The organism is Streptomyces sp. NPDC048196, from assembly GCF_040652715.1.
Lineage (GTDB): Bacteria > Actinomycetota > Actinomycetes > Streptomycetales > Streptomycetaceae > Streptomyces > Streptomyces siderophoricus.
Genome location: NZ_JBEZMM010000033.1, coordinates 48,527 through 74,465, shown reverse-complemented (window position 1 = coordinate 74,465; position 25,939 = coordinate 48,527). Strand labels below are relative to the sequence as shown.

General features: G+C 74.1%; 28 protein-coding genes. 11 read left to right on the top strand and 17 right to left on the bottom strand.

Going from position 1 to position 25,939, the window contains the following annotated elements; genetic code table 11:
• Positions 1-15 precede the first annotated feature (15 nt).
• Together AB0E02_RS27255 and AB0E02_RS27250 are read left to right on the top strand one after the other, a co-directional pair.
• A complete protein-coding gene (locus AB0E02_RS27255; protein WP_362143490.1) occupies positions 16-1,395 on the top strand; it encodes a deoxyribodipyrimidine photo-lyase in 1,380 nt (459 codons plus the stop codon).
• A 117-nt stretch (positions 1,396-1,512) separates the two neighbouring features.
• The gene (locus AB0E02_RS27250) at positions 1,513-2,457 is read left to right on the top strand and encodes a YihY/virulence factor BrkB family protein (protein ID WP_362143487.1); all 945 of its coding nucleotides are present in this window, start codon (positions 1,513-1,515) and stop codon (positions 2,455-2,457) included.
• Positions 2,458-2,496: 39 nt separating this feature from the next.
• On the opposite strand, the gene AB0E02_RS27245 is transcribed toward AB0E02_RS27250, so the two are convergent.
• A complete protein-coding gene (locus tag AB0E02_RS27245) occupies positions 2,497-2,808 on the bottom strand; it encodes a 4a-hydroxytetrahydrobiopterin dehydratase (RefSeq protein WP_362143484.1) in 312 nt (103 codons plus the stop codon).
• A gap of 127 nt (positions 2,809-2,935) precedes the next feature.
• Between AB0E02_RS27245 and AB0E02_RS27240 the strand changes: the two genes are divergently transcribed.
• The gene (locus tag AB0E02_RS27240; RefSeq protein WP_362143481.1) at positions 2,936-3,754 is read left to right on the top strand and encodes a helix-turn-helix transcriptional regulator; all 819 of its coding nucleotides are present in this window, start codon (positions 2,936-2,938) and stop codon (positions 3,752-3,754) included.
• Between the two features lie 12 nt (positions 3,755-3,766).
• On the opposite strand, the gene AB0E02_RS27235 is transcribed toward AB0E02_RS27240, so the two are convergent.
• The 6 genes from AB0E02_RS27235 to AB0E02_RS27210 form a co-directional block, all read right to left on the bottom strand.
• A complete protein-coding gene (locus tag AB0E02_RS27235) occupies positions 3,767-4,141 on the bottom strand; it encodes a nuclear transport factor 2 family protein (RefSeq protein ID WP_362143478.1) in 375 nt (124 codons plus the stop codon).
• Positions 4,142-4,276: 135 nt separating this feature from the next.
• The gene (gene rfbB / locus AB0E02_RS27230) at positions 4,277-5,257 is read right to left on the bottom strand and encodes a dTDP-glucose 4,6-dehydratase (RefSeq protein ID WP_362143475.1); all 981 of its coding nucleotides are present in this window, start codon (positions 5,255-5,257) and stop codon (positions 4,277-4,279) included.
• A 48-nt stretch (positions 5,258-5,305) separates the two neighbouring features.
• Complete coding sequence (locus tag AB0E02_RS27225; protein ID WP_362143473.1) at positions 5,306-6,694, bottom strand: amino acid permease; 1,389 nt, start codon at positions 6,692-6,694, stop codon at positions 5,306-5,308.
• 264 nt (positions 6,695-6,958) lie between these two features.
• Positions 6,959-8,077 carry an MBL fold metallo-hydrolase gene (locus AB0E02_RS27220; protein ID WP_362143471.1) on the bottom strand — a complete coding sequence of 373 codons (1,119 nt, stop codon included), beginning with the start codon at positions 8,075-8,077 and terminating at the stop codon, positions 6,959-6,961.
• A gap of 71 nt (positions 8,078-8,148) precedes the next feature.
• Positions 8,149-9,363 (bottom strand): aminotransferase class I/II-fold pyridoxal phosphate-dependent enzyme, encoded by a 1,215-nt coding sequence (locus AB0E02_RS27215; protein WP_362143469.1) that lies wholly within the window; start codon positions 9,361-9,363, stop codon positions 8,149-8,151.
• Between the two features lie 117 nt (positions 9,364-9,480).
• Entirely contained in the window at positions 9,481-9,927 is a 447-nt protein-coding gene (locus AB0E02_RS27210) for a GNAT family N-acetyltransferase (RefSeq protein WP_362143466.1), read from the bottom strand.
• A 48-nt stretch (positions 9,928-9,975) separates the two neighbouring features.
• On the opposite strand from AB0E02_RS27210, the gene AB0E02_RS27205 reads away from it, so the two are divergent.
• The 3 genes from AB0E02_RS27205 (at position 9,976) to AB0E02_RS27195 (ending at position 12,887) form a co-directional block, all read left to right on the top strand.
• Positions 9,976-11,457, top strand: coding sequence for a diacylglycerol kinase family protein (locus AB0E02_RS27205; protein ID WP_362143464.1), 1,482 nt, complete (start codon positions 9,976-9,978; stop codon positions 11,455-11,457).
• 122 nt (positions 11,458-11,579) lie between these two features.
• Positions 11,580-12,395 carry a methyltransferase domain-containing protein gene (locus AB0E02_RS27200; RefSeq protein WP_362143462.1) on the top strand — a complete coding sequence of 272 codons (816 nt, stop codon included), beginning with the start codon at positions 11,580-11,582 and terminating at the stop codon, positions 12,393-12,395.
• Between the two features lie 132 nt (positions 12,396-12,527).
• Positions 12,528-12,887, top strand: a complete 360-nt coding sequence (locus tag AB0E02_RS27195) for a VOC family protein (protein ID WP_362143460.1) — start codon at positions 12,528-12,530, stop codon at positions 12,885-12,887.
• Between the two features lie 77 nt (positions 12,888-12,964).
• Here the strand turns inward: AB0E02_RS27195 and AB0E02_RS27190 are convergent, their stop codons facing one another.
• From AB0E02_RS27190 to AB0E02_RS27180, 3 genes are all read right to left on the bottom strand, one after another.
• Positions 12,965-13,888: an NADP-dependent oxidoreductase gene (locus AB0E02_RS27190; protein WP_362143457.1), complete on the bottom strand. Its 924-nt coding sequence runs from the start codon at positions 13,886-13,888 to the stop codon at positions 12,965-12,967.
• A 98-nt stretch (positions 13,889-13,986) separates the two neighbouring features.
• Positions 13,987-14,319 (bottom strand): hypothetical protein, encoded by a 333-nt coding sequence (locus AB0E02_RS27185; RefSeq protein ID WP_362143455.1) that lies wholly within the window; start codon positions 14,317-14,319, stop codon positions 13,987-13,989.
• Positions 14,220-16,115: a DUF5107 domain-containing protein gene (locus tag AB0E02_RS27180; protein WP_362143453.1), complete on the bottom strand. Its 1,896-nt coding sequence runs from the start codon at positions 16,113-16,115 to the stop codon at positions 14,220-14,222. The genes AB0E02_RS27185 and AB0E02_RS27180 overlap by 100 nt, the downstream gene beginning before the upstream one ends.
• Positions 16,116-16,398: 283 nt before the next feature.
• Here AB0E02_RS27180 and AB0E02_RS27175 point away from each other — a divergent pair, with 283 nt between their 5' ends.
• Positions 16,399-16,734: a DUF6204 family protein gene (locus AB0E02_RS27175; RefSeq protein ID WP_362143450.1), complete on the top strand. Its 336-nt coding sequence runs from the start codon at positions 16,399-16,401 to the stop codon at positions 16,732-16,734.
• 24 nt (positions 16,735-16,758) lie between these two features.
• Here the strand turns inward: AB0E02_RS27175 and AB0E02_RS27170 are convergent, their stop codons facing one another.
• From AB0E02_RS27170 to AB0E02_RS27150, 5 genes are all read right to left on the bottom strand, one after another.
• Positions 16,759-17,181, bottom strand: coding sequence for a glyoxalase superfamily protein (locus AB0E02_RS27170; RefSeq protein ID WP_362143447.1), 423 nt, complete (start codon positions 17,179-17,181; stop codon positions 16,759-16,761).
• Positions 17,182-17,186: 5 nt separating this feature from the next.
• On the bottom strand, positions 17,187-17,804 hold the full coding sequence (locus AB0E02_RS27165) for a GNAT family N-acetyltransferase (protein WP_362143444.1): 618 nt from the start codon (positions 17,802-17,804) through the stop codon (positions 17,187-17,189).
• 135 nt (positions 17,805-17,939) lie between these two features.
• Entirely contained in the window at positions 17,940-19,397 is a 1,458-nt protein-coding gene (locus AB0E02_RS27160; protein ID WP_362143441.1) for a CoA transferase, read from the bottom strand.
• Positions 19,398-19,578: 181 nt separating this feature from the next.
• Positions 19,579-19,818: a hypothetical protein gene (locus AB0E02_RS27155; RefSeq protein WP_362143438.1), complete on the bottom strand. Its 240-nt coding sequence runs from the start codon at positions 19,816-19,818 to the stop codon at positions 19,579-19,581.
• Positions 19,819-19,956: 138 nt separating this feature from the next.
• Positions 19,957-20,526 carry a sigma-70 family RNA polymerase sigma factor gene (locus tag AB0E02_RS27150; RefSeq protein ID WP_362143435.1) on the bottom strand — a complete coding sequence of 190 codons (570 nt, stop codon included), beginning with the start codon at positions 20,524-20,526 and terminating at the stop codon, positions 19,957-19,959.
• Positions 20,527-20,655: 129 nt separating this feature from the next.
• On the opposite strand from AB0E02_RS27150, the gene AB0E02_RS27145 reads away from it, so the two are divergent.
• On the top strand, positions 20,656-20,793 hold the full coding sequence (locus AB0E02_RS27145) for a hypothetical protein (RefSeq protein ID WP_199816352.1): 138 nt from the start codon (positions 20,656-20,658) through the stop codon (positions 20,791-20,793).
• A gap of 9 nt (positions 20,794-20,802) precedes the next feature.
• Here AB0E02_RS27145 and AB0E02_RS27140 read toward each other — a convergent pair whose 3' ends face one another.
• Positions 20,803-21,699: a DUF2867 domain-containing protein gene (locus tag AB0E02_RS27140; protein ID WP_362143431.1), complete on the bottom strand. Its 897-nt coding sequence runs from the start codon at positions 21,697-21,699 to the stop codon at positions 20,803-20,805.
• Positions 21,700-21,744: 45 nt separating this feature from the next.
• On the opposite strand from AB0E02_RS27140, the gene AB0E02_RS27135 reads away from it, so the two are divergent.
• The 3 genes from AB0E02_RS27135 (at position 21,745) to AB0E02_RS27125 (ending at position 23,963) form a co-directional block, all read left to right on the top strand.
• Complete coding sequence (locus AB0E02_RS27135) at positions 21,745-22,350, top strand: TetR/AcrR family transcriptional regulator (RefSeq protein ID WP_362143429.1); 606 nt, start codon at positions 21,745-21,747, stop codon at positions 22,348-22,350.
• A 195-nt stretch (positions 22,351-22,545) separates the two neighbouring features.
• Positions 22,546-23,733, top strand: coding sequence for a cytochrome P450 (locus AB0E02_RS27130; RefSeq protein ID WP_362143426.1), 1,188 nt, complete (start codon positions 22,546-22,548; stop codon positions 23,731-23,733).
• 35 nt (positions 23,734-23,768) lie between these two features.
• Complete coding sequence (locus AB0E02_RS27125) at positions 23,769-23,963, top strand: ferredoxin (RefSeq protein ID WP_030412947.1); 195 nt, start codon at positions 23,769-23,771, stop codon at positions 23,961-23,963.
• 120 nt (positions 23,964-24,083) lie between these two features.
• Here the strand turns inward: AB0E02_RS27125 and AB0E02_RS27120 are convergent, their stop codons facing one another.
• Positions 24,084-25,919, bottom strand: a complete 1,836-nt coding sequence (locus tag AB0E02_RS27120; protein WP_362143541.1) for a CocE/NonD family hydrolase — start codon at positions 25,917-25,919, stop codon at positions 24,084-24,086.
• Positions 25,920-25,939 lie beyond the last annotated feature (20 nt).

The following is a 25,939-nucleotide window of genomic DNA, read 5'->3' as shown; positions in this document are numbered from 1 at the left end:
GTGTAGAGAGGGGCCATGGATGTGGCGATCTGTCTGTTCAGTTCCGATCTGCGGGTGCACGACCAGCCGGTGCTGCGGGCCGCGTTGCGCGCCGCGGCGCGGGTGGTGCCGCTGTTCGTGGTCGATTCCGGCATCGCGCGGGCCGGGTTCGCGGTGCCCAACCGGGCCGCTTTCCTGGCCGGGGCGCTGGCGGACCTCGATGCGCAGCTGCGCGAACGGGGCGGCCGGCTGGTCCTCCGTACGGGCGATGTGGTGGCCGAGACCTGCCGGGTCGCGGCGGAGGCCGGGGCCGGGGAGGTGCATCTGGCGGCCGGGGTGAGCGGCTACGCGCAGCGCAGGGAGCGGCGGTTGGCCGCGGCGCTGGCCGGTGAGGGGCGGGCGCTGGTCGTCCACGACGCGGTGATCACCGCCGTACCGCCGGGTGCGGTGCTGCCCGCCGGGCCGGGCCGGGACCACTTCGCGGTCTTCACGCCGTACTTGCGGCGCTGGCGGGCCGAGAAGCTGCGGGCGGTGCTGCCGGCACCGCGGTCGGTGCCGGTGCCGGAGGGGGTGCGGTCCGGGGCGGTGCCGTCGGCGGTGGAGCTGTGCCCGGGCGGCCGGCCGTCGCCGGCGCTACCGGAGGGCGGCGAGCGGGCCGGCCGCCGCCGGTTCGCGTCCTGGCAGCGGTCCGGTCTCGCCGCTTACGAGGAGCGGCACGACGACCTCGCGGGCGATGCCACCTCGCGGCTGTCGCCGTATCTGCACTTCGGCTGCCTCTCGCCGGTGGAGCTGGTGCACAAGGCGTCCGGGACTGCCGGGGCCGGACCTGAGGCCTTCGTACGGCAGCTGGCCTGGCGGGACTTCCACCACCAGGTACTGGCCGCCCGCCCGGACGCGGCGGCCGCCGACTACCGTTCCCGGGGCGACCGGTGGCGGCGGGCGGACGCGGAGGTGGCGGCCTGGAAGGCCGGCCGGACCGGGTTCCCGGTGGTCGACGCGGGGATGCGGCAGTTGCGGCACGAGGGATGGATGCACAACCGGGCCCGCATGCTGGTGGCCGGCTTCCTGACCAAGACGCTGTACGTGGACTGGCGGGTGGGCGCCCGGCACTTCCTGGACCTGCTGGTGGACGGTGACGTGGCCAACAACCAGCTGAACTGGCAGTGGATGGCGGGGACCGGGACCGACACCCGGCCCAATCGTCTCCTCAACCCGCTCGTACAGGCCGGGCGGTTCGACCCGGAGGGTGAATATGTGCGGCGGTGGGTCCCCGAGTTGGCGGGCCTGGACGGGCCCTCGGTGCACCGGCCGTGGCGGCTGAGGGGGCCCGAGCGTGCCGCGCTCGACTACCCGGAGCCGCTGGTGGACCTGGCGGACGCGGCACTGCGGTTCCGGCGCGCACGCGGGCAGGAGTAGCGGTACGGGCGGGAACGTCGCCGGCCGGCGCACCGCGGGCGCAGATCACCGTGGCGTGGGCGGTCCCGCCGCCGGGGGATGATGCAGGACGTACCGACGGAGAGGACGGATGACGACATGGGCGACACCGGGACGCGTCGCGGGATGGACCGGACACTGCTGGACCGGGCCCTGGGGGCGGCCGGGCCGCGGCAGCCGGCCACCCGTCCCACCTGGGCCCAGTGCCGCACCGCGCTGCGCCGGACACCGCTGTCGGTGTGGCACGACGACGTCACGGACTGGGCGGCGAGCCTGACGTACTACTCGGTGCTGGCGCTGCTGCCGTCGCTGATCGTCACGGTGTCCCTGATCGGCCTGGCCGATCCGGCCGCCACCGAGCAGCTCGTCGAGCAGATCAGTTCGCTGGCGCCGGCCGGGTCGGGCGGGACCGTGCACCGCGCGCTGGCCACCATGGCGCAGCAGCGCACCGCGGCGTGGGTGGTGGTGGGCGGTGCGCTGGTCAGCGCGCTGTGGTCGTCGTGCAGCTATCTGGCGGTGTTCCGCCGGGCGCTGCACGCCATGCACCGGACGAAGGACGACCGGCCGCCGTGGCGCAAGGCGCCGCGCATCCTGGCCACCGCGCTGCTGCTGATGGCGCTGCTGATCAGCAGTGCGGTGGCGCTGCTGGTGAGCGGGCCGATCGCGGCCTGGGCGGGCCGGGCGCTGGGGCTGGGCGATGCCGGTGAGGCCACCTGGAACGTGCTGAAGTGGCCGCTGCTGCTGATCCTGGCGGCCGTGCTGGCCATGGTGCTCTTCCGGTCCGGGCCGCCGAGTTCGCGCGGGGTGCGGCGGGCGGCGCCCGGCGGCGTGGTCGCGGTGCTGCTGTGGCTGGTGTCGTCCGCGGGCTTCGCCGTCTACGTCGACTGCGTCGGCACCTTCAACCGGCTCTACGGCTCACTGGCGGGGCCGGTGGTGTTCCTGATCTGGCTGTGGTTCTCGCATCTGTCGTTGCTGTCGGGCGCGCAGTTCAACGTGGAGCTGGCCCGGGCGGGCCGGGTGGTGAAGCCGCGCTCGGGCGACTGAGCGCGGCCCGCCCGGCGGGGCGGGCGGGCGCCGCACCGGTCAGTGCGCGCCGTGTGCCCCGGCGATCTCCTCGATGCGGCGGGCCAGTCCGAAGTCGAGGTCGGTGACCTTGCCGCCGATGCTGTGGGTGTTCACCGCGACGGTCAGCCGGTTGTAGCCCAGCGTGAGATCGGCGTGGTGGTCCAACTCCTCCTGGATGCGGGCGATGTGCATGACCATCACGGCCGCCGGGAGGTGTCCTGGGAAGTGGTAGCCGCGGTGCAGCCGGTCGTCCTCGACGGACCAGCCCGGCAGCTCCGCGAGCCGTTCCTCGATCTCCTTCTCACCGAGCGGTTCCACCTGGGCGCCCATCGCGTTCCCCTCTCACCGGTGTCGTCCTGCCGCCGCCCGGCGCGGTGACGTCCCGTCACCTCCGCGCCTCGACGGTTCCTGACAATTCGATCGTACGTCGGGCCGCCGATCGATTACCGTCATCGCCATGACGACTGTTGCGGCGCCGGCCCCGCCGGAGACGAGCACAGGGGTGGGCGCGCTGCTGCGCGAATGGCGTGACCGGCGCCGGATCAGCCAGCTGGAGCTGGCGCTGCGCGCCGACTCCTCCGCCCGGCACATCAGCTTCATCGAGACCGGCCGCTCCCGCCCGAGCCAGGAGATGGTCCTCCGCCTGGCCGAACACCTCGACGTACCCGTACGCGAGCGCAATGCGCTGCTGATCGCCGCCGGCTATGCCCCCACCTTCCCCGAGACCCCGCTGGACGACCCCGCCATGGATGCCCTGCGCTCCGGTCTGGAACGGCTGCTGACCGGCTACGAGCCGTTCCCGGCGCTGGTGGTCGACGGGCTCTACACCGTCCAGGCGGCGAACCGCGGCATCACCATGCTGCTGTCGGACGTCGATCCGGCCCTCCTCGCACCGCCGCTGAACGCCATGCGGATCACCCTGCACCCGGAGGGCCTGGCGCCCCGCATCCGCAACTTCCTGGAGTGGCGCGAGCATCTGCTCGGCCAGATGGAGCGCCAGCTGGCCCTGATGCGGTCCGCGCCGCTGCGTGCGCTCTACGAGGAGGTGAGCGGCTATCCGCTGCCGCCGGGCGGCCGTGAGCGGGCGTCCTTCGGCGATCATGCGCCGTTCGCCCTGCCGATGATGATCGAGCACGACGGCCGGGTGCTGTCCTTCATCTCGACCATCGCCACGTTCAACACCCCGATGGATGTGACCGTTTCCGAACTCGCGGTGGAGACGTTCCTCCCCGCCGACCCGGAAACGGTCACCTATCTGCGTGAGCAGGCCGGATAACGGGCCCGCCCGTCACATGGCGGGCACCCGGTCCAGGAACCCCGCCACGGTGCGGATCCGGCCGTCGTCGGTCAGTCGCGCCACGTCGAAGCCGGCGACCGGTGCCGTGCCGTCCGGCGCCACCAGCTCCCAGCCGAACCGCACCACGTCGTGGTGCCCGTCCACGTCCCCCAGCTGCCGGAAGACGAACCCCGGGAACTGCGCGTGGGCCCCGGCGATCACCGCCGCCAGCCCGTCGTGGCCGGCCACGTCGGCCAGCGGGTCGGTGTAGGTGGCCTGCTCGTCGAAGGCCGCGGCGACGGCCTTCCCGAGCGCCTCCTCCTCGGTCGCGTTCCACGCCTCGAAGTACCGTGCCACCGCGTCCGCGTACCGCTGCTGCTCCGTCATGATCTGCTCCTCGTCACGTCGAAATCATGGGGGGATCGCGGTTCACGGGCCGGAGTGCGCCGGCCCGTGAACCGATGCCCTCAGCTTGCCGGGCGACGCGGCCGGGGTCGATGACGTCGGAGGTAATGGCCCTCGTCAGCGGGGGTGCGGGACGCGCAGCGGCTGCCACCAGCCGGGGTTGTCGCGGTACCAGGCGACGGTGCGCAGCAGTCCGGTGCGGAACGGCACCTGGGGGGCGTAGCCCAGCGCGCGCAGCTTGCGGTCGTCGAGGGCGTAGCGGCGGTCGTGGCCGGGCCGGTCGGCGACGTGGCGGATCCGGTCCGGGCCGGCGCCGCAGGCGTCCAGCAGCAGCTTGGTCAGGTGCAGATTGGTGAGTTCCTCGCCGCCGCCTATGTGGTAGACCTCGCCGGGGCGGCCCCGTTCCAGTACGAGGTGGATGCCGCGGCAGTGGTCGTCGACGTGCAGCCAGTCGCGGACGTGCCGGCCGTCGCCGTAGAGCGGCACGGTCCCGCCGGACAGCAGGGAGGTCACGAACAGCGGGATGACCTTCTCCGGGTACTGGTACGGCCCGTAGTTGTTGCTGCAGCGGGTGATGCTCGCGTCCAGCCCGTAGGTGCGGGCGTAGGACCGGACGAGGAGGTCGGCACCGGCCTTGGTCGCCGCGTAGGGCGAGTTGGGCAGCAGCGGGCTCTCCTCGGTCCACGCCCCGTCCTCGATGGAGCCGTACACCTCGTCGGTGGAGATCTGGACGAAGCGCGGTACGCCGGTCCGGCGCACCGCTTCCAGGAGGGTGTGGGTGCCGAGCACGTTGGTGCGGACGAAGGCGTCCGCGCCTTCTATGGAGCGGTCGACATGGGACTCCGCGGCGAAGTTGAGCACCGCGTCGTGCCCGGGCAACAGGTCGGCGAGCAGCGGGCCGTCGCAGATGTCGCCCTGGACGAAGGTGAGGCCGGGATGGTCGCGCACCGGCGCGAGGTTGGCCGGGTTGCCGGCGTAGGTGAGCTTGTCGAGCACGGTGACCCGGACGTCGCCTGCGCCGGGGTACGCCCCGCCCAGCAGGGCGCGCACGTAGTGCGAGCCGATGAAACCGGCGGCACCGGTGACCAGCAGCCGCATCACGCTGTCCTCTCCGTCGGGGCGCCCGGGGCATTGTCCCCGGTGCGGTCACCCGGCAAGGCGCGCGGGCTCCTGGTCGTCCGTGTGGTCGTCCTCGGGGGCCGTCTGGTCGGCCGTGGGGGCCTGCCGGGTGGTGCGGCGGGCGGCCATCCAGGCGTAGACGAGGATGCCGGCGAAGAGGAACAGCACGCCCTGGTAGATCGCGGCGTAGCCGGCGCCGGCGACGAGCCAGAAGGTGAAGCCGAAGGCGGCCAGCGCGAGGGTCAGGTCGCGGGCGAAGCGGGCCGGGCGGACCCGGTCGCGGCGGCCGGTGAGGAGGAAGTAGACCTGCGCGCCGGCGGCGAGGAGGTAGGGGACGGTGGCGGAGAAGGTGGTGATCAGCACCAGGATCTGGAAGACGCCGCCGGTGCCGAGGAAGTAGTTGATGACGGTCAGCGCGCTGGCGAGGAGGCTCGCGGCGAGCACGCCGAAGGTGGGGACGCCGCGGCGCTTGACCAGGAACGGTGCGGGGAAGAGCCCGTCCTTGGCGGCGGCGTACGGCGACTGGGCGCTCATCAGCGTCCAGCCGTTGAGCGCGCCGATGATCGAGACGACGGCGGCGCCGGCGACGAGGGTGCCGCCCCAGTGGCCGCCGAACATCGCGTTCACCGCGTCCGAGAACGGCGCCGTGGAGTTCACCAGCTTGGTGTGCGCGACGCTCCCGAAGACCGCGAGGGTGCCCAGCAGGTAGACGACGGCGGCGCCGACGGTGCCGAGGACGGTGGCCCGGCCGACGTTGCGCTCCGGGTCGCGGACCTCGCCGGCGCTCATCGCCGCGGACTCCACGCCGACGTAGGAGTAGAGCAGGATCGCGGCGGCGGCGGACATCCCGCCGAGTGCGCTGCCGTGGCCGGCGTGGAACGGGCCCAGGTTGTGCGGGTCGAAGAAGAACAGTCCGACGACCGCGATGAAGAGCAGCGGGACGAACTTGAGGACCGTGGAGACCATCTGGACGGCGCCCACGTAGCGGGTGCCGGCGAAGTTGGCGAGGGCCGGGAGCCAGAGCGCGGCGAGCGCGACCAGCAGGTCGGTGCCGGCGGAGGCGTGGCCGGGGACGAGGACGTGCACATAGCCGACCGCGGCGACCGCGAGGGCGGCGTTGCTGACCCAGGTCATCGTCCAGTACGACCAGGCCGAGAGGAAGCCGGCGAAGTCGCCGAACGCCTCGCGCGCGTAGACGTAGGGCCCGCCGGTGTCCGGGTGGCGCTCGGCGAGCCGGCCGAAGACCAGGGCGAGGGCGACCGCGCCGATGGTGAGCACGCCGAAGGCGACCAGGCTGACGGTGCCGAAGGGGGCCACGGAAGCCGGGAGGAGGAAGATTCCGCCGCCGATGATGTTGCCCATCACCAGGCAGGTGGCGGTCCCGAGACCGAAGCGGCGGGTGTGCCGGTCGTGCATGGCGTGGTGGGCCTCTCGTCGTGCGCGGTGCACCCGGGGTTACCGAGCAACGGTAATGGTCGGTGATCGACCGGCCGGGGCCCAAATCAGCGGGATTTGTGCGGCGGAGGGTGGTCCGGCGCGGCAAAACCTTCGGAGGGCGGGGCGTCGGGCCGTATTTCGTCCACGGGGGCGCCGTGCGGGCCGCTCCGCTCCTCGAAGGCGGGCGCCGCACCGTGCCGGTGGTGGGAGCCGTCCCACCGCGGCCCCGGCCGTACCGTCCGGTCAGCGCTCCGCCAGCACCCGGGACGCTCCCACGGGCAGGTCCCACAGGTCCTCGCGGGGGCGGCCGGTCGCCTCCCAGGCGGCGCGGACCCTGCGCAGCGGTTCCAGCGGCGGCTCGCCGGAGAGCAGGAACGTCGACCAGTGCATCGGCACCAGGGCGCGGGCGCCCAGGTCCTGGCAGGCCCGGACCGCCTCCTCGGGGTCGGTGTGCACCGGGCGCAGCATCCAGCGCGGGTCGTAGGCGCCGATCGGCAGCAGGGACAGGTCGATGCCGGGGTAGCGGCGGCCGATCTCCTCGAACCAGTGGCCGTAGCCGGTGTCCCCGGCGAAGTGGACCCGCCGTCCGTCGGGGGCGGTGAGCAGCCAGCCGCCCCAGAGGGAGCGGCAGGTGTCGGTGAGGGTGCGCTTGCTCCAGTGGTGGGCGGGGACGAAGTCGAGGCGTACCGGGCCGCCGGGTGCGGGGAGTTCGACCGCCTCCCACCAGTCGAGGTCGGTGACGTGGCGGAAGCCGCGCCGGCGGGCCCAGCAGGCCAGGCCGGCGGGCAGCAGCAGCGGGGTGTGCCGGGGCAGCCGCTTGAGGGTGGGGATGTCGAGGTGGTCGTAGTGGTTGTGGCTGATGAGGACGGCGTCGACCGGTGGCAGGTCCTCCCAGCGGACGCCGACGGGGGTGACCCGGGGCGGGGTGCCGAGGATCTTGCGGGACCAGACCGGGTCGGTCAGGAGGGTGAGCCCGGCGATCCGGATGACCCAGCTGGCGTGGCCGGCCCAGGTGAGGGCGAGGGTGGTGGGGCCGGCGGCCGGCAGCGGGCCCGGCTCGAACGGCAGCTGCTGGATCTCGCGGAGGGTTTCGGGGGCCGGGCGCAGTTTGCCCTCGCGGGCGATCCGGGCCAGTGCGCGGACGCCGGGCAGCGGGGCGGTCAGCCGGTCGGTGAAGTCCCGGGGCCAGCTGCGGGTTTCGCCCAGCGGGCGGGGCTCGGCGAGGGGCGGCGGGGTGTCGGTGACCGGTGCCGGGGCGGTGGCCGGGGCGGTGCCGGGGTCCGCCTGCCCGCCCGGTCCGGCGCCGGTGCCGCCCCGGTGGTCGGCGGACTCGGCGAGGGAGCGCTCGGTCTGTTCGGTCATCGAGGGGCTCCATTCGGTGGACAGAACCGGGGCGGTTCACAACGGGGTCGGGGCGCGCACGGGCCGGTGGATCAGCCGTCCCCGGCGGAGGTGAGCGCGGCCAGGGCACGCGTGAGGGCGGTCAACGCCTCGGTGATGTGCGGGAGTTGCAGCGGGTCGGGGGCGTCCAGGACGCGTTGCCGCAGCTCCTGGTCGGCGCCCAGCAGCGCCTCGGCGCCCAGCCGGACCCGCAGCGCGCCCGGATCGTCGCCGAAGCGGTGTCCGCCGCGCGCCGCCCAGGGCGCCAACTCCCGTTCCAGCGCGGTGGATTCGACGATGCCGTGGGCGGTGAGGGGGCGCCGCAACGGCTCCAGGTCGGCGTAGAGGTGGCTGCCGGCGCGCGGCGGCCGGCAGACGGCGCCCGCCTCGGTGAGGGCGTGGTGGAGGGCGGCGGTGAGCACGCCGTGGATCCGGGCCACGGTGGCCGTCCGGGCCCGTACGGTGTCGGGCTCGCCGAGCGCATGGGTCACGGCGCAGGCCAGCGGTCCCGGCAGCGGGGTGCGAAGCGCGCCGAGCACCTCCAGGGTCGCGGTGCGCAGCTCGGCGCCCCGGCGGGTGTCCGGGAAGCGGGCCAGCGCGGCGGGCCAGGAGGCGGGCAGCAGGGTGGCGCGCAGGTCGGTGATCACCACGACCTCGCCGGGCAGCATCTCGGCGGGGCTGAGCAGCACGGTGTCGTGCGGTTCGTGCAGCAGGTCGCGGCGGGTCTCGTCGCTGAGGACCCAGAGGCCCTCCTCGGCCGCCGCCTCGCACACCTCGTGCAGCTGCTCGGGCGCGGGGCAGGTGCCGGTCGGGTCGTCGGGGACGGAGAGCACCAGCACCCGCGGGGGGTCGCCGTGCTCGCGGGCCCGGCGGACGGTCTCCAGCAGCGCGAACGGGTCGGGCAGTCCGCCGGACTCCGCGGGCACCGGCGCCCGGTGCACCGCCCGGCCGAGCAGCCGGGCGGGCGGCGCGTACGACTCGGAGCAGGGCCGGGGCAGGACCACGGCGCCGTCGGCGGCGGCGTACAGCGCGAGCAGCAGCGGGGTCGCCCCGGGTGCGGCGAGGATCTGGCCGGGGCCGGTGGCCAGGCCGCGGCGTTCCCAGTGGCCGGCGGCGGCGGAGCGCAGCGGGGCGCCGCCGCCGGGGGGTTCGGCGTCGGTACGGCCGGCGGCCGCGGCGAGGTGCGCGGCGAGGTCCGGGAGGACCGGCAGGCCCACCGGAGGGTCCGGGTCCGGCTCAGGCCGCGGATCGGGGGCGGCGCGCTGCATCCGTACCTCCACTCCACGACGGCGGGTCGATCGTGGGCCCATCACATGATGGGCGGCCCCGTCCACCTTCGCAGATCGCGCCGGTGCCGCCCGGGGGCGACACGTCAGCGACGGGGCCTAATGGCCCGGGCCGCCCACCCGCTCGTAGCGGTGCACCGTCACCCGCTCCCCCGCTCCCCAGTCCTGCTGTCCGGTGGCGCGGCGGACCCATCCGCGCCGCTCGTAGAGGGCGATGGCCGCGGTGTCGGTGGCCTTCACCTCCAGTACGGGGCGCAGTCCGCGGGCCGACGCGGCGTCCTCGACGGCGGCGAGCAGGCGTCCGCCGTGGCCCGCGCCGCGGGCGCCGGGGGCGACGTAGAGGCGGCTGACCTCGCGTCCGCACAGCGCGCCGTGGCCGACGATCCGGCCGGCCGACAGGGCGACCCAGGCGGCGGTCAGTCCGTCGGGGGTCAGCCAGCGCGCCGGGTCGTCCGGCCAGTGGTGCGGATATCCGCTGTGCGCGTGCACCTCGGCCAGTACGGCCGTGCAGGCGTCCAGGTCGGTGGCCCGTCGTCTCCTCAGCACCGGATGATGGAAGCACAGTTCCGGGCGGGAGAGGGTAGGAGGTGCCGCATGCGAACGCTCTTGAGCAGACTCGACCGGCGGACCTTCCACCTGATCGCCACCCGTGAGTGGCCCGGGGCCCAGCGGGTGCTGCCCCGGCTGACCCGCAGCGCCGATCACGGGCTGCTGTGGTTCGGGCTCGCGGCGGGCGCGGTGGCCCTGGGCGGGCGGCCGGCGCGGCGGGCCGCGCTGCGTGGGGTGGCGTCCCTGGCCGTCGCCTCGGCCACGGTGAACACGCTCGGCAAGCGCTCGGTGCGCCGGCAGCGGCCGCTGCTGGACGCGGTGCCGGTGATACGGCAGCTGACCCGCCAGCCGTTCACCTCCTCCTTCCCGTCCGGGCACGCCGCCTCGGCGGCGGCCTTCACGACCGGGGTGTTCTTCGAGAACAAGTGGTGGGGCCTGGCCCTGGCGCCGGTCGCCGTCTCCGTGGCGTTCTCCCGCATCTATACGGGCGTGCACTATCCGGGTGATGTGCTGGCGGGTGCCGCGCTGGGCGCGGGGGCGGCGTTCGCGGTACGGGGCCTGGTGCCGACCCGCGCCCAGCTGGCGCCACCGGCCCGGCCGCGCGCGGAGGCGCCCGCGCTGCCCGGCGGCCGGGGGCTGGTGGTGGTGGCGAACCCGGGCTCCGGGCAGCGCACCGGCCAGCGCCCGGACCGGGCCGCCGAGGTGCACGCGGTGCTGCCGGAGGCCGAGGTCGTGGTGTGCGACGGGTCGGAACAGCTGCCGCTGGACGAGGCGCTGGAGGCCGCCGCGGAGCGGGCCCGGGAGCTGGGCGGCGCGCTGGGGGTGGTCGGCGGGGACGGCACGGTCAACGCCGCGGCGACGGTCGCGGTGCGGCACGGGCTGCCGCTGGCGGTGCTGCCCGGCGGGACCGCCAACCACTTCGCGTACGACCTGGGGATCGAGAGCTTCGCGGAGGCGGCACGGGCCGTGCAGAGCGGGGAGGCGGTCGCGGTCGACCTGGCGCGCTTCCGGACCGGCCCGCACCGGGAGGGGCGCTATTTCCTCAACACCTTTTCGGTGGGCGTCTATCCGGAGCTGGTGCGGATCCGGGAGCACTGGGCGGGCCGGATCGGTGCCTGGCCGGCGGGGGTGCTCGCGGCGTGGGAGGTGCTGCGCTCCGCGGAACCGATGTCGGTGCGGATCGGCGGCGAACGGCGCTCGGTCTGGCTGCTGTTCGTGGGCAACTGCCAGTACCGGGGGCTCGGTTTCGCACCGGTGCGCCGGCACGACCTGGCCGACGGGGTGCTCGACGTACGGGTGGTGCACGGCGGCCGGCTGGCCCGCACCCGGCTGCTCGCCGCGGCCCTGATGGGCACGCCGCGCCGCTCGCCGGTGCTCGGCGAGGCGCGGCTGCCGCGACTGCGGATCGGCGGGCTCGGGGAGACCGCGGCGGTCGCGTACGACGGTGAAGTGGCCATGTCCGGCGGCGAGTTGACGTTGGAGAAGGAGCGCGAGGCGCTGACGGTGTATCGACTGCTGCCCGACTGAGCGGCACCTCGACCCGGTGGGCCGGGACGTTCAACCGGATCACATCCTGAGACGGGACTCTCAAGATACGAGATCGACGCGTACCGTGGGTGGCACACCGACGCATGCGAAGGAGTGCCCCCATGCCGCAGGAGTCCGCCGTCTACACGCACGGCCACCACGAGTCCGTACTGCGCTCCCACACCTGGCGCACCGCGGCCAACTCGGCCGGATATCTGCTGGATTCACTGAAGCCGCACATGCAGGTCCTGGACATCGGCTGCGGCCCCGGCACGATCACCGCCGATCTGGCCGCGCTGGTGCCGGACGGCCAGGTCACCGGGCTGGAGCGGGCACCGGAGGTGCTGGACCAGGCACGTGCCACCGCGGCCGCGCGCGGGGCCGACAACACCCGGTTCGTGGTCGGCGACGTCCACGCACTGGACTTCCCCGATGACACGTTCTGCGTGGTGCACGCCCATCAGGTGCTGCAGCACGTGGGCGATCCCGTGCAGGCGCTGCGGGAGATGCGCCGGGTGACCCGGCCGGGCGGGATCGTCGCCGTCCGCGATTCGGACTACTCGGCGATGACCTGGTACCCGGAGGTCCCCGGCATGGCCGACTGGAGGCAGCTGTATCTGCGGGTGGCCCGGGCGAACGGCGGCGAGCCGGACGCCGGGCGCCGGCTGCACGCCTGGGCCCGGCAGGCCGGCTTCGCACCGGAGGCGATCACCGCCACCACGGGCACCTGGTGCTACCGGACGCCGGAGGAGCGGTCCTGGTGGAGCGAACTGTGGGCGGACCGCACGGTCAGCTCGTCGTACGCCCGGATCGCGGTGGACGGCGGGCACGCCACAGCGGCCGAGCTGCGGCGGATCGCGGAGGCCTGGCGGGCCTGGGGCGCCGAGGAGGACGGCTGGTTCGGCATCCTGCACGGCGAGATCCTGTGCCGGGTCTGAGCCCGGTCCCGTCCCCGGCCGCCGGGCCGGGGACGGCCGCCGGGAGGTCGCACCGTCCCGGTGCGGGTGCGGACGGTCCGATCACGGACAGGTGATCGCGTACCGGCCGGGGGCCCAACTAGGGTGGTTCATATGGACATTCTGGGGACCTCGCTGCGGGTGTGCGTCGGTGATCTCAATGCCGCGATCGGCGTCTACGAACGGCTGACGGGCGCGGAGGCGATCCGCTTCCAGCGCGGCGGTGTGTCGGTAGCGGCCGTCGGCTGCTTCTTCCTGATGAGCGGCCCCGATGCGGAGTTGTCGGTGCTGCGGAAGATCACCGCGACCCTCGCCGTGGCGGACGTGGACGAGGCGGTGGCCGATCTGACGGCGGTCGGCGCGGACATCATCGCCGGGCCGGTGCCGACGCCGATCGGCCGGAATGTGGTGGCCCGTCATCCGGACGGTGCGATCTTCGAGTACGTCGACCGCAAACAGGCCGCGGGAGCCTGACGGAACTCCCCGGCGGCCTGCTCCCCCGTCCGGCGCACCCGCTCGGGACGGCGTCTTCCAGGCTCTCCCGGGCTCTCTCAGGACACCTCCAGGACGATCTTGCCGCGGGCCCGGCCCGCCATGCTCCGCCGCAGTGCCTCGGGCGCCTCGGAGAGCGGGTACACCGCGTCGACCGCCACGGTCAGCTTCCCGGCGTCCGCGAGGGCGCCGAGGGCGGTCAGGTCGTCGCTGTCCGGGCGCACCCACACCAGATGGCCGCCCTTCTCCGTGACCTCGCCGTCGGCGATGGACGCCACCCGGCCGCGGTCCTTGAGGAGTTCCTGCGAGACGTCCACCACGCCGCCGCCGACGAAGTCCAGGGCCACGTCGATGCCGTCGGGCGCCAGCGCCCGCACCCGGTCGGCGAGCCCGTCGCCGTAGGTGACCGGCTCGGCGCCGAGGGACCGCAGGAAGTCGTGGTTGCGCTCGCTGGCCGTACCGATGACGCGGAGGCCCTGGGCGACGAGGATCTGCACACCGAGCGAGCCGACACCGCCCGCCGCGGCGTGCACCAGGGCCGTCTCGCCCGCCTTGGCGCCGACCCGCGCCGCGGCCTGATAGGCCGTCAGCCCGGCCAGCGGCAGTCCGGCGGCCTGCTGCCAGCCGAGCGCGGCCGGCTTGCGCGCCAGGGTCCGCACCGGCGCGGCGACCAGCTCGGCGTACGTGCCGTGCTGGAGGTCGTCCTTGCGGACGTAGCCGATGACCTCGTCACCGACCGCGTACTCGGGGACGTCCGCGCCGACCGCCTCCACCACACCCGCCACGTCCCAGCCCGGGACGAGCGGGAAGTGGACGTTCAGCATCGGGTCGAGATAGCCCGCGAGGGCCTTCCAGTCCACCGGATTGACCCCGGCCGCCCGGACCCGGATCAGGACCGAGTCCGGGCCCACCTTCGGGTCGGGGAGGTCGGAGTAGGTGAGGACGTCGGGGTCGCCGTAGCGCTGTGTGCTGATTGCCTTCATGACCGGGCACAACACGGGACGGTCCGGGATCATTCCGGATCCGCGCACACGTTCACCGGATCGGGCGTACGGGCCCGGCGCACCCGTAGGGAGGCCGGCTACACCGGCCGCATCCGGTACTCGTAGGCGTCCGGGAGCGGATGCGCGGACCGGGCCCTGGCGCGTACCTCGTCGGTGACCGGTCCGCCGGCCGCGGTCAGCCGCTCGGCGATCGCGAACCAGGTGTCGCTGAGCGTCTCGTCGCCCTCCCGCAGATCGGCGATCTCGAAGCCGGCGTCGAAGACCTCCCGGGCCGCCTCCGGCCGGTCCTGGGCGAGCAGGACCTGGGCGGTCAGCAACCGGAAGCGGCCCTCGGCGGCGATCCGCTCCGGCAGCGCGGCCAGCAGCCGCGCCGCCTCCTCGGTTCGGCCGGCGGTGAGCAGTGCGGGCACCGCCTCCCGGACGAGGGCGGGCAGCGCGGCACGCCAGGTACGGGCGGACGGACCGTCCGCGGCGGCCGCCGCGGCCACCGCGTCGCAGGCCTGCGCGTACCGGTCGGCGGCCCGCGCCGGTTCGCCCGCCGCGGACTCGGCGACGGCCAGGCAGTAGAGCGGCAGGGCGCCTGCCTCGGGCCGGCGGGGCGGGGCACCTCCCTCCGGGGCGGTGGCCCCGCGCCCGCGCCTCCCGGCTCCTGCCTCAGGATCGGTGGCCCGGCCCGGGCCCCCACCCCCTGCCCGACCGCCCGTTCCCAGCTGCGGACCGCCTGGGCGCGGTCGCCGGCCTGCCACTGGGCGAGGCCGAGGTGGTAGTCGGTGGCCGGGCCCGGCGGGGCGGACTCCAGCAGGTCGCGCCAGGCCGGGGCGGTCGGCGCCGGGCCGGGCAGCGGTCCGCCGGGCGGCAGTTCACCGGTCCTCAACAGGGCCAGCCAGGGCTCCTGTTCGGGCCCGAGGGTGGCCGGGTCGAACGGCGTACCGGGCAGCGGGAAACCGGCCCGGGCCGCCTCCAGCGCACCCCAGCCCGACCCGGTGGCCAGCACTTCCTTCGGCTCCCGGTCGGCGTACGGCAGCCAGGCCGCGTACGCCGCGTCGACATCCGCCCGCGGCAGGGCCGCCTCCAGCCCGGCGGCGACCGCCTCGCGGGCCGCCGCCCAGTCCGCGCCGTGCACCACCGCGGGGTCGGCGGTCAGCGGCCCGTACGCCTCCAGCCAGGCGAAGGCACCGCCGGCGTCCAGGGGCACATGCTCCAGCTGGGTACGGGCCAGCCCGGCCTGGATCTCGGCGTAGCCGCCGGTGCCCGGCTCGGTGAGCCACTGCTGCCAGCGCCGGCCGGCCCGGCCCGTGCCCCACAGGAAGAGCTTGCGGCCGCGCAGCACGTCGGTGGACGTCTGGACCAGACCCCGGCCGGCCGCGTCGAGCGAGGTGATCCAGCGGCGGGCGCCGTCGGGCACCTCGTAGAAGTAGTCGGCCGGGAACTCGCTGCTCCCCGGGTACGTGCGGTCCGCGCCGTCCGACTCCGGGACCGGGACCCGGCGCAGGGTCCGCTCGTAGCCGAAGAGCCAGGCCTCGTCGGCGGGCGCCAGGACGCGGGTGCCCGCCTCCTCGGGGACCGCGATGTTGGACCACCAGTACACGGGCACGGTGTGGTGGTGCGGGTTCCGGATCCGTACGCCCACGTGGAGGAAGTCGGAGCCGTCCGGCAGCCACAGGTCCACCTGGAAGGGCAGATCGCGCAGCCGCTCCCATTCCCACAGCCGGAGCATCTCACCGCCGTCCGGCGCCGGGACCCGGGCGGCGTGCAGGGGGGCGCAGGCGAGCGTGGTGTGGCCGGTGGCGCCGATGTTCCATTCGATACCGCCGGAGAACCACGCTCCGTTGAGGGCGAACGCGGCGGGCTGCAACACCGGGTTCCGGTAGAGCAGTTCGCGGTCGGTGGGCTTGTGGTGCAGGGAGTACACCCGGCCGCCCAGCGCGGGCAGGACGGTGGCGCGCAGCCGGTCGTTCTCGATGACCAGGGCGTCGAGGTCGGTGCTGCGGCGGTCGCGGCCGTATCCGTCGCGCCGCGCGACCGGCAGGATCGACGTCAGCGGCCGGTATCCGATCTGGCGCGCCATGTCGGCGGGCAGGCCGGCGTCCCGGGGGATGTGCACGCGGTGCAGGTCGTGGCCGCTTTGGAGGGCGGGGAGGGGGTTGTCCGGACCGAGGGGGGCGGCGGGAAGGGTCAGGGTGGTGCGTCGCACGCTCGTGGCCACGGCTGCCTCGCAGGGGGGACCGGCCACCTCGGCGTCGGCGGCCTCCTGTTGACCATGGAACCGCCTCCTCGCCGGTCTGAACAGGGCTTCTTCCGGCCCGCGGGGTCAGGGTTACGCAAAGGAAGGCCCCGGGAACGGTGCGATGCGGTCCGGGGGACGGTGCCGATGCCGCCCCGGGAACGGTGCGATGCAACCGCATCGGAAAATCGGGGGCGCCGGCGGACACCGCCGCATAGCCTGGCGCTCCCGGCCCACTGACGCAGCGACAGGAGACGCAAGGACCATGGCGACCCAGCACACCTACCGGGTGATCGTCCGCGGCAAGTGGGACGGCCTGACGGCCGCGTCCCGGGCGAAGCTGCTCGCCGACGCCGACCAACACGGGCTGTCGCAGTACCGGTTCACGCCCGAGGGCGCGCTGGCCTACGACGCCACGCTGCACTCGTTCAGCTACCGCTGCGTCATCGTCTCGGACGCCGCGGACGGCGAGGAGATGGCGGCCGCCCTCGGCGAGGAGAAGGCGGAAGCGGCGCTGACCGCGGCCGGCCTCGGATACCGCGACCTGCGGTCCACGGCCACCGACATGGACACCATGAAGATCAACCGCAAGTCCCGGTGACCGAGGCTGGTCCGGAGCGGGCCCTCACTCCTGACCGGACTCCGGCTCGGACTCGGGCTCCGGCTCGGCCTCCGGCTCGGGCTCGGTGAAGCGCAGCCGGTTGCCGAAGGGGTCGATGAGGGTGAGGGACCACCCGGTCTCGTCGCGCTCCAGACCGGGCCGCAGATACGGGTAGTCCTTCGCGGCGAGTTCGGCGTGGAGCGCGCGCACCCCGGTCAGCTCCGTGTACACCACCCCGCCGGGCGTCCCGTCGCCGTGGTGCTCGGACAGGTGCAGCACGAGGTTGCCCCGTGAGACCTGGGTGTAGAGCGGCATCCCCGGCTCGAAGCGGTGCTCCCAGTCGACTGCGCAGCCGAGGTAACCGACGTAGAACTCATGGGCCTTGGCCACGTCGAAGATGCGGAAGACCGGCACCGTGCGGCCGAAGGCCACCTCCGTGGTGGCCACCGGCGTCACTCCGTCCCGTCCGTGGCGGTCTCCCCGTCCGTAGTGGTCTCCCGGTCCGTGGCGGTCTCCCCGTCCGTGGCCGGCTCCGTGACCATCTCACTGGTGATCGCCCAGCGTTCGTGGTCGCGCCAGGCGCCGTCGATGAAGAGGAAGTCCGGGGAGAACCCCTCCCGGCGGAAGCCGGCGCGCCGGACGAGGGCGAGCGAAGAGGCGTTCTCCGGCTGGATGTTGACCTCCAGCCGGTGCAGGCCCAGCGCGCCGAAGGCGTGGTGGAGCACCAGGCGCAGCCCCTCGCTCATCAGGCCTCGGCCGGCGGCGTGCGCGAAGGCGCCGTAGCCGATCGCACCGCAGCGGAAGGCGCCGTGCACGATGTTGTTGATCGTGAGGTAGCCCGCGATCCGGCCGGTGGTGAGCTCGCAGATCAGGAAGCCCTCGCGCTGGGGCTCCTGCAGCCTGAGCAGATAGGTGTCAAAGGCGGCGGCGTCGGTCGGCGGGTAGAGCCACGGCCGGTGCAGCTCGGCGCTGGCGCGCGCCCCGGCGGTGAACTCGTCCCGGTCGGCGGCGGTGAGGGGCCGGATGCCCACCCGCGGTCCGCGTGCGAGGTAGCGGTGGTTGATCGTCACCGGCAAATCGTACGGACGGTCGCACGGGACGGCCAGCGATTACGGCAGCGATTACGGCCAGCGGGTACGGTCAGGCTCCCACCCTCAGCACCACATCTCGGCGTCCCTCTCAGCGCCACACCGGGGCGTCCCCTCTCAGCGCCACACCGGGACGTCCGCGCCCACCCGGCCGGGTGGGGTCGCCCAGGTGTCGGGCGCGCCGTCGAAGGAGACCGGCGGCACGGCGTGGCGCAGCCGGCCGAGCGGGCCGACGGTCTCCCGGAGGTGGTCCGCCGGGTCGTACCCGCGGTCGCCGGGCGCGGCGGCATCGGACGGCGTAGGCCCGGGCCCGTTCATGAGCCCGTCCTTCCGCTTCCCGTCCGACAGGTCGTGCATCAGCCAGTGGGCGGTGCCGGCCAGGGAGACGGTGGCGAGGAAGGAGCCGCCGGTGCGGGTCTGTTCGGTCAGTGCGCGGAGTACCGCGGCGGCCAGCAGATAGCCGGTGCCGTGGTCGAGGGCCTGGGCGGGGAGCGCGCCGGGGGTCCCGCCCGGGCCCGCCTCGACGGCGGCGATGCCGGTGGCCACCTGTACCAGGCTGTCGAAGCCGCGCCGCTCGGCCCAGGGGCCGTCGTGGCCCCACGCGGAGAGGCGGGCCACCACCAGCCCGGGGCGACGGGCGGCCAGCTCCTCGGGGGCCAGGCCGAAGCGGTCGAGGGCGCCCGGACGGTAGCCGGTGACCACGACGTCGGCGCGGGCGAGCAACTCCTCGAAGGTGGCCCGGCCGGCGGCCGGGCCGAGGTCGAGGGCGGTGGACCGCTTGCCGAATCCGGTGTCGCTGTGCGCGTCCTGGCTCTCCGGCAACTGCGGGGCGTCGATGCGCAGCACGTCCGCGCCGAGCAGGGCGAGGGTGCGGGTGGCGACCGGGCCGGCGATCACCCGGGTCAGATCGAGGACCCGCAGACCGGCGGCGGGCCGCACCGGGTGCCCCGCGAGCGGCGGCAGGACGCGCGGCGGTCCGCCGGAGTCGAGCGGGCCCAGGGTCAGCAGCGGACGGGCGGCCACCGCCGCGCCCTGCGGATGCCGCGCCCACTGCCCGGGCGTACGCGCCGCGACGGCCAGTCCACCGGCCGCGTACACGGTCTCCTCGATCTCCTCGGCCGCGCGCCCGGCCAGCTCGGCCTCCACCTCCGGCACCTCGGCACCGTCCGGCAGACCGAGTGCCCGGAGCAACCGGGCGCGGTGGTGCGGGTAGTTGGCGTGGGTCCGCACCCAGCCGTCGGCGGCCCGCCAGAAGCGGGACAGCGGCGCGAACGCCGATACCGGGCGGCCGTCGATCCGGAGGTGCCGTTCACTGACGAAGGCGGTGGCGACCGCTCCCTCGTCGACGCGTACGGCGGGTACCGGGCCGCCGTGGCGGGTCGCCGCCAGCTCGGCCGCGGCGAGCGCACACACGGCCACCGTGCCCCGCGCCAAGGTGCCCACCGCGAGCCGCGCCGGCAGCAGACCGCCCGGCCCGCGGTACCCGACCCGCTCGATCAGCCCCGGCTCACCCCCGAGCGCCGCCCACGCCGACGCGGTGCCGCGCCCGGCCTGGTCCCCCTGTCGTTGCCCCATACAGGCAGTCTGCCACGGTCCCCGCACCGCGCCGGAACGCGCGGTGGCCGGCTCCGGGCCCCGCCGGCGCCGCCCACCCCCGTGTGGCCGCGCCGCCGGTGCCCCCGCCGTCAACTCCGCGCGCGCACGCCCCCCGTGACGTGCGCGTGCGTGCTCAGGTCCCTCCGTAAGCGACCGGCCTTCACCGGTTCACCACCGATCGGCCGAGGCCCGCCTGGTGTCCGTCGTCGTACCAGGACGCCGGCGAGAGGTCGGTGGGCTCCGGTGGTTCGGTGGCCCCACCAAGGTCGGCTGCCGCCGCGAGGGCCCCGTAGCGCAGGTCCCAGTCGTGCGCGGTGCGGGTGTCCGGTGGCACGAGGCGGTCCCCCTCTCGGAGATAGGTCAGCAGCCTCTCGTGCGGAGAGGACTGACGTTCACTCATGGATGCTCCCCATTTCGATGTGAAGACCGGGGCGGGATAGGTCCCACCCTGAAGCCGCGTTTGCCGCACGGCCTCGGGGCGGGATCCAGCCCGGCAGGCGGCGGCCGCCAGAGGCTGCGGCCGCCGGGAGCCCGGGGCCTACGCCGGTTCCAGGTCCTCGTCCTGCCGCCAGAACTTCGCCTTCGCCTCGGCCGCGGCCAGCTGCCGGCTCACCGTCGCCGAGGAGATCTCCAGCAGCTCCGCGATCTCGGTGCCCTTCAGGCCCCAGACGTGGGTGAGCTCCCAGACCGCCGCCTGCCGCTCGTCGGCGATCGCCGCCTTCACCGACTCCAGCAGCTCCAGGTATTCGAGGCCGGCGGCCGGGTCCGGGCCGAACCGCCGCCCGTGCTCGGGCGGTTCGTCGTACGGCCGCTCGCCCGAGGAGCTCTTGCGCCAGTGGTCGCGGAGCTTGTTGCGGGCCACCACGGTCGCGAAGACCAGGACCGGCTTCTCGAACCTCGTGCCCTTGCGGAACTCCTGGAAGATGGCGATGCACACCTCCTGGGTGATGTCCTGGGCCAGGTGGTAGTCGTGGGTGACCCGCGTGACCGAGGCGATCAGCCGCGGCTCGACGGTACGCAGCGCCTCCATCAGCTCGGCCTCGCGCTCCTTGGACAGCCGGCGGGGTGACTCCGCGGAGTCGCTTCCGCCCCCTGAGAGCTGCCTCATGTGTCGTCCCTCTCCGCTGACCGGGTACCGCTCGGGGGTCCCGGGCTCCCTGGAAGGACGGGATGGGGGCCGGAAGTTTTTCATCGGGCCGGGACGAAAATTCCGGCCGCCCCGGCGGGACTTGAGGGTATGGACACTCGCACCGCACTCGCCCTCGTGCTCGGCGGCCTCGCCGTCTACCTCGCCTACGTCGACCCGGTGCTCGGCGCCGCCCTCGGCATCGGCGTCGTGGTGGTCACCTTCCTGCTCACGCTGCTGGAGAAGTAGCCCGGCCGCTCAGGTCCGCACCGCCGCCTCCCGCTCGGCGGCGGTCGGGGCGGCGAGGGCCAGACGGCGGTGGATGCGGCGGAGCATCGTGCGGGCCATGAAGGGGTGGACGCGGCGGACCACGGCGAAGTAGAGCCGGCCGGCCGTGTTGTGGATGCGGACGACCGTGCCGAGGGTGACGGTGCCGTCCGCGACCAGGAGCGAGGCCCGGAAGTCGAGGTGCCGGGCGTCCTCACCGAGCAGCAGCTCCTGGTCCGTCCGGCCGACGACCGGGAAGGGCGCCCCGCGCAGTACGCCCTGCCACGCCTCCGGGGCCTCCGGCAGGCCGGGCCGGAGGTCCAGCTGCCAGGCGTCCTCGAAGTCGGTGCGCGGGAAGGCCCGGCGCGCGAGCCGTGCGGCGGCGGGCAGTTCGACGGCCCGGGCGCGGTCCCACGCCAGGCGGTTGAGCAGGCGGATCCACGGGGAGCGACGGGGTGGCGGTATCCGCCGTCCCGCGGCGGCCCGTTCGATGTTGTCGAAGAGCTCCTGGACGACGGTGCGGTGCATCGCACGGATCGCGAGGGTCCACAACAGTCGCCGAACGGGCGGGAGTTGTGCCTCCAGGAGGTGTTGTACGCGGCAGCGGTCGGGGCCGTCGGGGTGGACGGTGACCTCGTGCCGACCGCGGCTGCCGTCGGTGAAGTCGAAGCGGATGCGGCGGCCGGGCTCGTAGGCGCCGACGCGGTAGCGGACGAAGCCGTGGCCGCCGTCCGCGCCGACGCCCAGCGGGCGGTCGAAGCGCATCGGGGGCCAGGCCGGCGCGGGGAAGAGCGGGTCGTGGTCGCTGCCGAGCCGGTCGAGCAGGTCGCCGACGGTCTCGGCCGGGGCCTGGACGGTGCGGGAATGGACGTCGCGAACGGTACGCACGGAGCACCTCCATACGGTGGCGTATGTTTCACCGTACGGTAGCGTATGGACATGGCACGACAGCAGCGGACGAAGGAATCCGGCGGCGTCCCCCGGCAGCGGCTGACCGCGCAGGACTGGGCCGATGCCGCCCTCGCGGCCATGGGCGAGGGCGGTCTCGCGGCGGTGGCCGTGGAGCCGCTGGCCGCCCGGCTCGGCACGACGAAGGGCAGCTTCTACTGGCACTTCGCCAACCGGGAGGCGCTGGTCGAGGCCGCCCTGGAGCGCTGGGAGCAGCTCGGCACGGAGGCCGTGATCATCGAGGTCGAGACCGAGCCGGACCCCGGCAAGCGGCTGCGCCGGCTGCTGCTGCACGCCACGAACCGGTCCGCCGAGGACCCCCTGGAGGTCTCCCTGCTCGCGACCGCGGCGCAGCCCAGGGTCGCGGCCGCACTGGCCCGGGTCACCGAACGGCGGATCGGCTATGTCGCCTCGCTCTTCGCGGAGCTGGGCTTCCCCGAGGAGGAGGCGCGCCGGCGCGGACTGCTGGCGTACACCGCCTACCTCGGGCACACCCAGCTGGCGCACGCCGTCCCGCGGAGCCTGCCGGACGGGGCCGCGCGGGAGCGCTATCTGGACGGCGTGATCGACATGCTGGTGCGTCCGCTGTGACGGCCGGCAGGAGGAGGTGCGGGTGACCGAACTCGACCGCGGATGAACCAAGTTGGCCGGTCTACGCGTAGACGCGCCATGTGTCCGAGGCATGAAGTGGAGATCAGCGCGGCGAATACGGCGCGCATGTGCGTTGACATCTCACACGCGAGTGGTTCGAGTCCACTCCAACCCCCCTCGCCCGGGAGGCATGTCGTGACCGAAGCCATTTCCTACTTCCAGGACCGCACCTGTCCCTACCACCCGCCCAGTGCCTACCAGCCGCTCCGGGCGGCCGGACCGCTGACGCAGGTGACCTTCTACGACGGCCGCAAGGTATGGGCGGTGACCGGCCACGCCGAGGCGCGGGCGCTGCTGAGCGATCCGCGGCTGTCGGCCGACCGGCAGAACCCGGCCTTTCCGATCCCCTTCGAGCGGTTCGCGGCGATCCGCCGGGTCCGCACCCCGCTGATCGGGGTGGACGACCCGGAGCACAACACCCAGCGCCGGATGCTGATCCCCAGCTTCAGCGTCAAGCGGACCGCCGCGCTGCGGCCGGAGATCCAGCGGATCGTCGACGAGCTGATCGACCGGATGCTGGAACAGGGCCCGCCGGCCGAACTGGTCTCCGCGTTCGCGCTGCCGGTCCCGTCGATGGTGATCTGCTCGCTGCTCGGCGTCCCGTACGCCGACCACGAGTTCTTCGAGGAGGAGTCCCGCCGCATCCTGCGCGGCCGCTCGGCCGAGGAGGCGGAGGACGCCCGGGCCAAGCTGGAGGAGTACTTCGCCGGGCTGATCGCCGACAAGGAGAAGCGCCCGGGCGACGGACTGCTCGACGAGCTGATCGAGGACCGGCTGCGGGCCGGCGCCCTGGAACACGACGAGCTGGTCCGGCTCGCCATGATCCTGCTGGTGGCCGGCCACGAGACCACCGCCAACATGATCTCGCTCGGCGTCTTCACCCTGCTCGAACACCCGGAGCAGCTGGCGCAGTTGAAGTCCGAGGAGAGCCTGATGCCGGCCGCGGTGGAGGAGCTGCTGCGGTTCCTGTCCATCGCCGACGGCCTGCTGCGGGTGGCGAAGGAGGACATCGAGGTCGGCGGTCAGCTGATCCGCGCCGACGACGGCGTGCTGTTCCCGGCATCCCTGATCAACCGCGACGAGAACACCTTCCCGGTGCCCGACCGGCTGGACTTCGGGCGGTCCGCCCGGCACCACGTCGCGTTCGGCTTCGGCATCCACCAGTGCCTGGGTCAGAACCTCGCCCGGGCGGAGCTGGAGATCGCGCTCCGTTCGCTGTTCACCCGGATCCCGGATCTGCGACTCGCCGTACCGGCTGCCGAGATTCCGTTCAAACCGGGAGACACTCTCCAAGGCATGATCGAACTGCCGCTGGCCTGGTAGCGGCCATGACGGCGGACGAACGAAAGGGGTCCGGCATGCGGATCACCATCGACCAGGACGTCTGCATCGGCGCCGGCCAGTGCGCCCTGACCGCCCCCGCGGTGTTCGACCAGGACGACGACGGCTTCGGCCTGGTGCGTTCCGGCCGCGAGGACGGCGCCGGCGACCCGCTGGTGCGGGAGGCCGCCCGGGCCTGCCCCGTGCAGGCCATCACGATCACGGACGACTGAGCCGACACCCCCGCGGACGGCACGGCCGACGCGCGCGGCAGCCGGACGGCTTCCGGCGCCCGCGGCGCGCCCGCACCGTACCGCCCCGATTCTTGTTTCCTACGGCAGCCACCTCATCCGCTACCGCAACACCCCCTGGGTGACCGGCAGTTCGAGGACTCCGGTGTCCTCGGGCGTGCTGGTGACCGTCACCGGCTTCACCCCGCGATTGCCCGCATAGGCGGAGTCGCTCGCGGCGAGGGTGAAGCGCAGTCGGTGCCCCGGCTCGTAACGGTGCACGATGCCCGGCAGTTCCACGGTGAACCGCCGGGTCGCATCGGCCACCCGGGCCGGGGCCACCAACCGGTGCACCAACGTCTGCCTGCCGTCCGGCGCGACGTCGTAGAGCTTCGCGAAGAGCACGAGCTTGTCGGCCGCGTCGGCGGAGTTCTGCACCTGCTCGGTCCGCGGCGAGACCACCTTCAGCGTCACCCTGGGCGCGCCCACCACGTCCACCGGGCGGCCGGTGACCGGCGCGGACGTCCAGTCCAGATGCGTTCCGCGGGCGTCGAACGGTGCCGGGTCGGGCAGCTGGAGCATTCCGGCCAGCGAACTCTCCGAATGGCTGGTGGCGGCCCGCAGATTGCGGTACTCGCGGCTGCCGCGCACCACCTCGGCCCGGTGGTCGACGAGCTTGCCGTCGCCGGACAGATACAGCCGCCGGCGGCCGCCCGCCGGGTAGGTGGCGGAGGTGGCGTAGGTGTTCCCGCCGGTCACCCAGTCCCGGTAGTACGCGAAGGCCGGTCCGGTGCCGGTGTGTGGGCGGTGCCGCAGATAGCGGTCGAACCAGGCGAGGATCCGGCGCCCGACGTAGCTGCCCTCCATGTTGCCCTTGGCCAGGGCGAGTTCGCCCGCGGGCGGGTTCTTGATGCCGCCGCTGTGGCCCCAGTACTGCCAGATCATCTTCGCCGGGGTGCCCTGGGCGGTCAGGGCCCGGTACGTGGCGGCCGCCTCGTTGAGGTTGAAGAGCGTGTCGGCCTGGCCCTGGACCAGCAGCGTCGGCGCCGTGACGGACTTCAGGTACGAGACCGGAGAGACGCTGCGCGCATAGCGGAGCATGGCCTCGGTGCGGGCGGCCGGGTACTTCCCGGAGTCCAGCAGCCGCTTGGTCCCGCAGGCCCGCGCGACGAAGTGCAGACAGCCCGCGCCGCCGGCCCGCGACGGGTCGATGCCGGGGTGCAGCAGGCCCTGCGCCTCGCCGATCAGGAAGAACCCGTTGGTCCACTGCCATTTGTAGGCGCCCGGCACCGGTCCGCCGGCGCCCCGACGGCGGCCGGCGTTGTTGGGGTCGAGGGAGTAGGACAGGTCGTTCCAGGTGATCAGCGGGACCAGGGCGTCCACCCGGTGGTCGACGGCGGCCGTCGCGAGCTGGATCGCCCCGCCGTAGGAGCCGCCGATCATGCCGACCCGCGGATCGCCCCGGCCGTCCTTGGCGACGTAGTCGAGGCGGGTGCCGTTGTCGGCGGTCCGCGATCCGGCCAGCAGATCGACGAGTTGGCCGGCCGCCCGGCCGTCGATCCGGGGGTCGTCCAGGGAGATCGGGCAGCCGGTCCGGCCGAAGCCGAGGCCGGAGTAGGCCAGCGCCACATAGCCGCGGGCGGCGAACGCCTTGGCGAGGGCGTCGGTGGAGCCGTCCGCCTTGCTGCCGCCGAAGCCGTTGGTGGTCAGCACGGCGGGCGCGGGGTGGGCCGCGTCCACGCCGGACGGGCGGTAGACGTCGGTGTCGACGGTGCAACTGCGGCCGCCGGCGCGGACGGTGACCTTCAGCGCGGTGACGGTGTACGGCCCGGCAGCCGCGGCCGGGAGGCCGGTCAGGGCCAGGGGCGCGGCGAGGGTGGTGCCGGCCAGCAGGGCGAGGGATGTGCGGAGCGGCGGACGGGACACGGCTCGGGACTCGCGGGGCACCAGGACCTCCAACGGGGACACGGCGTACCAAC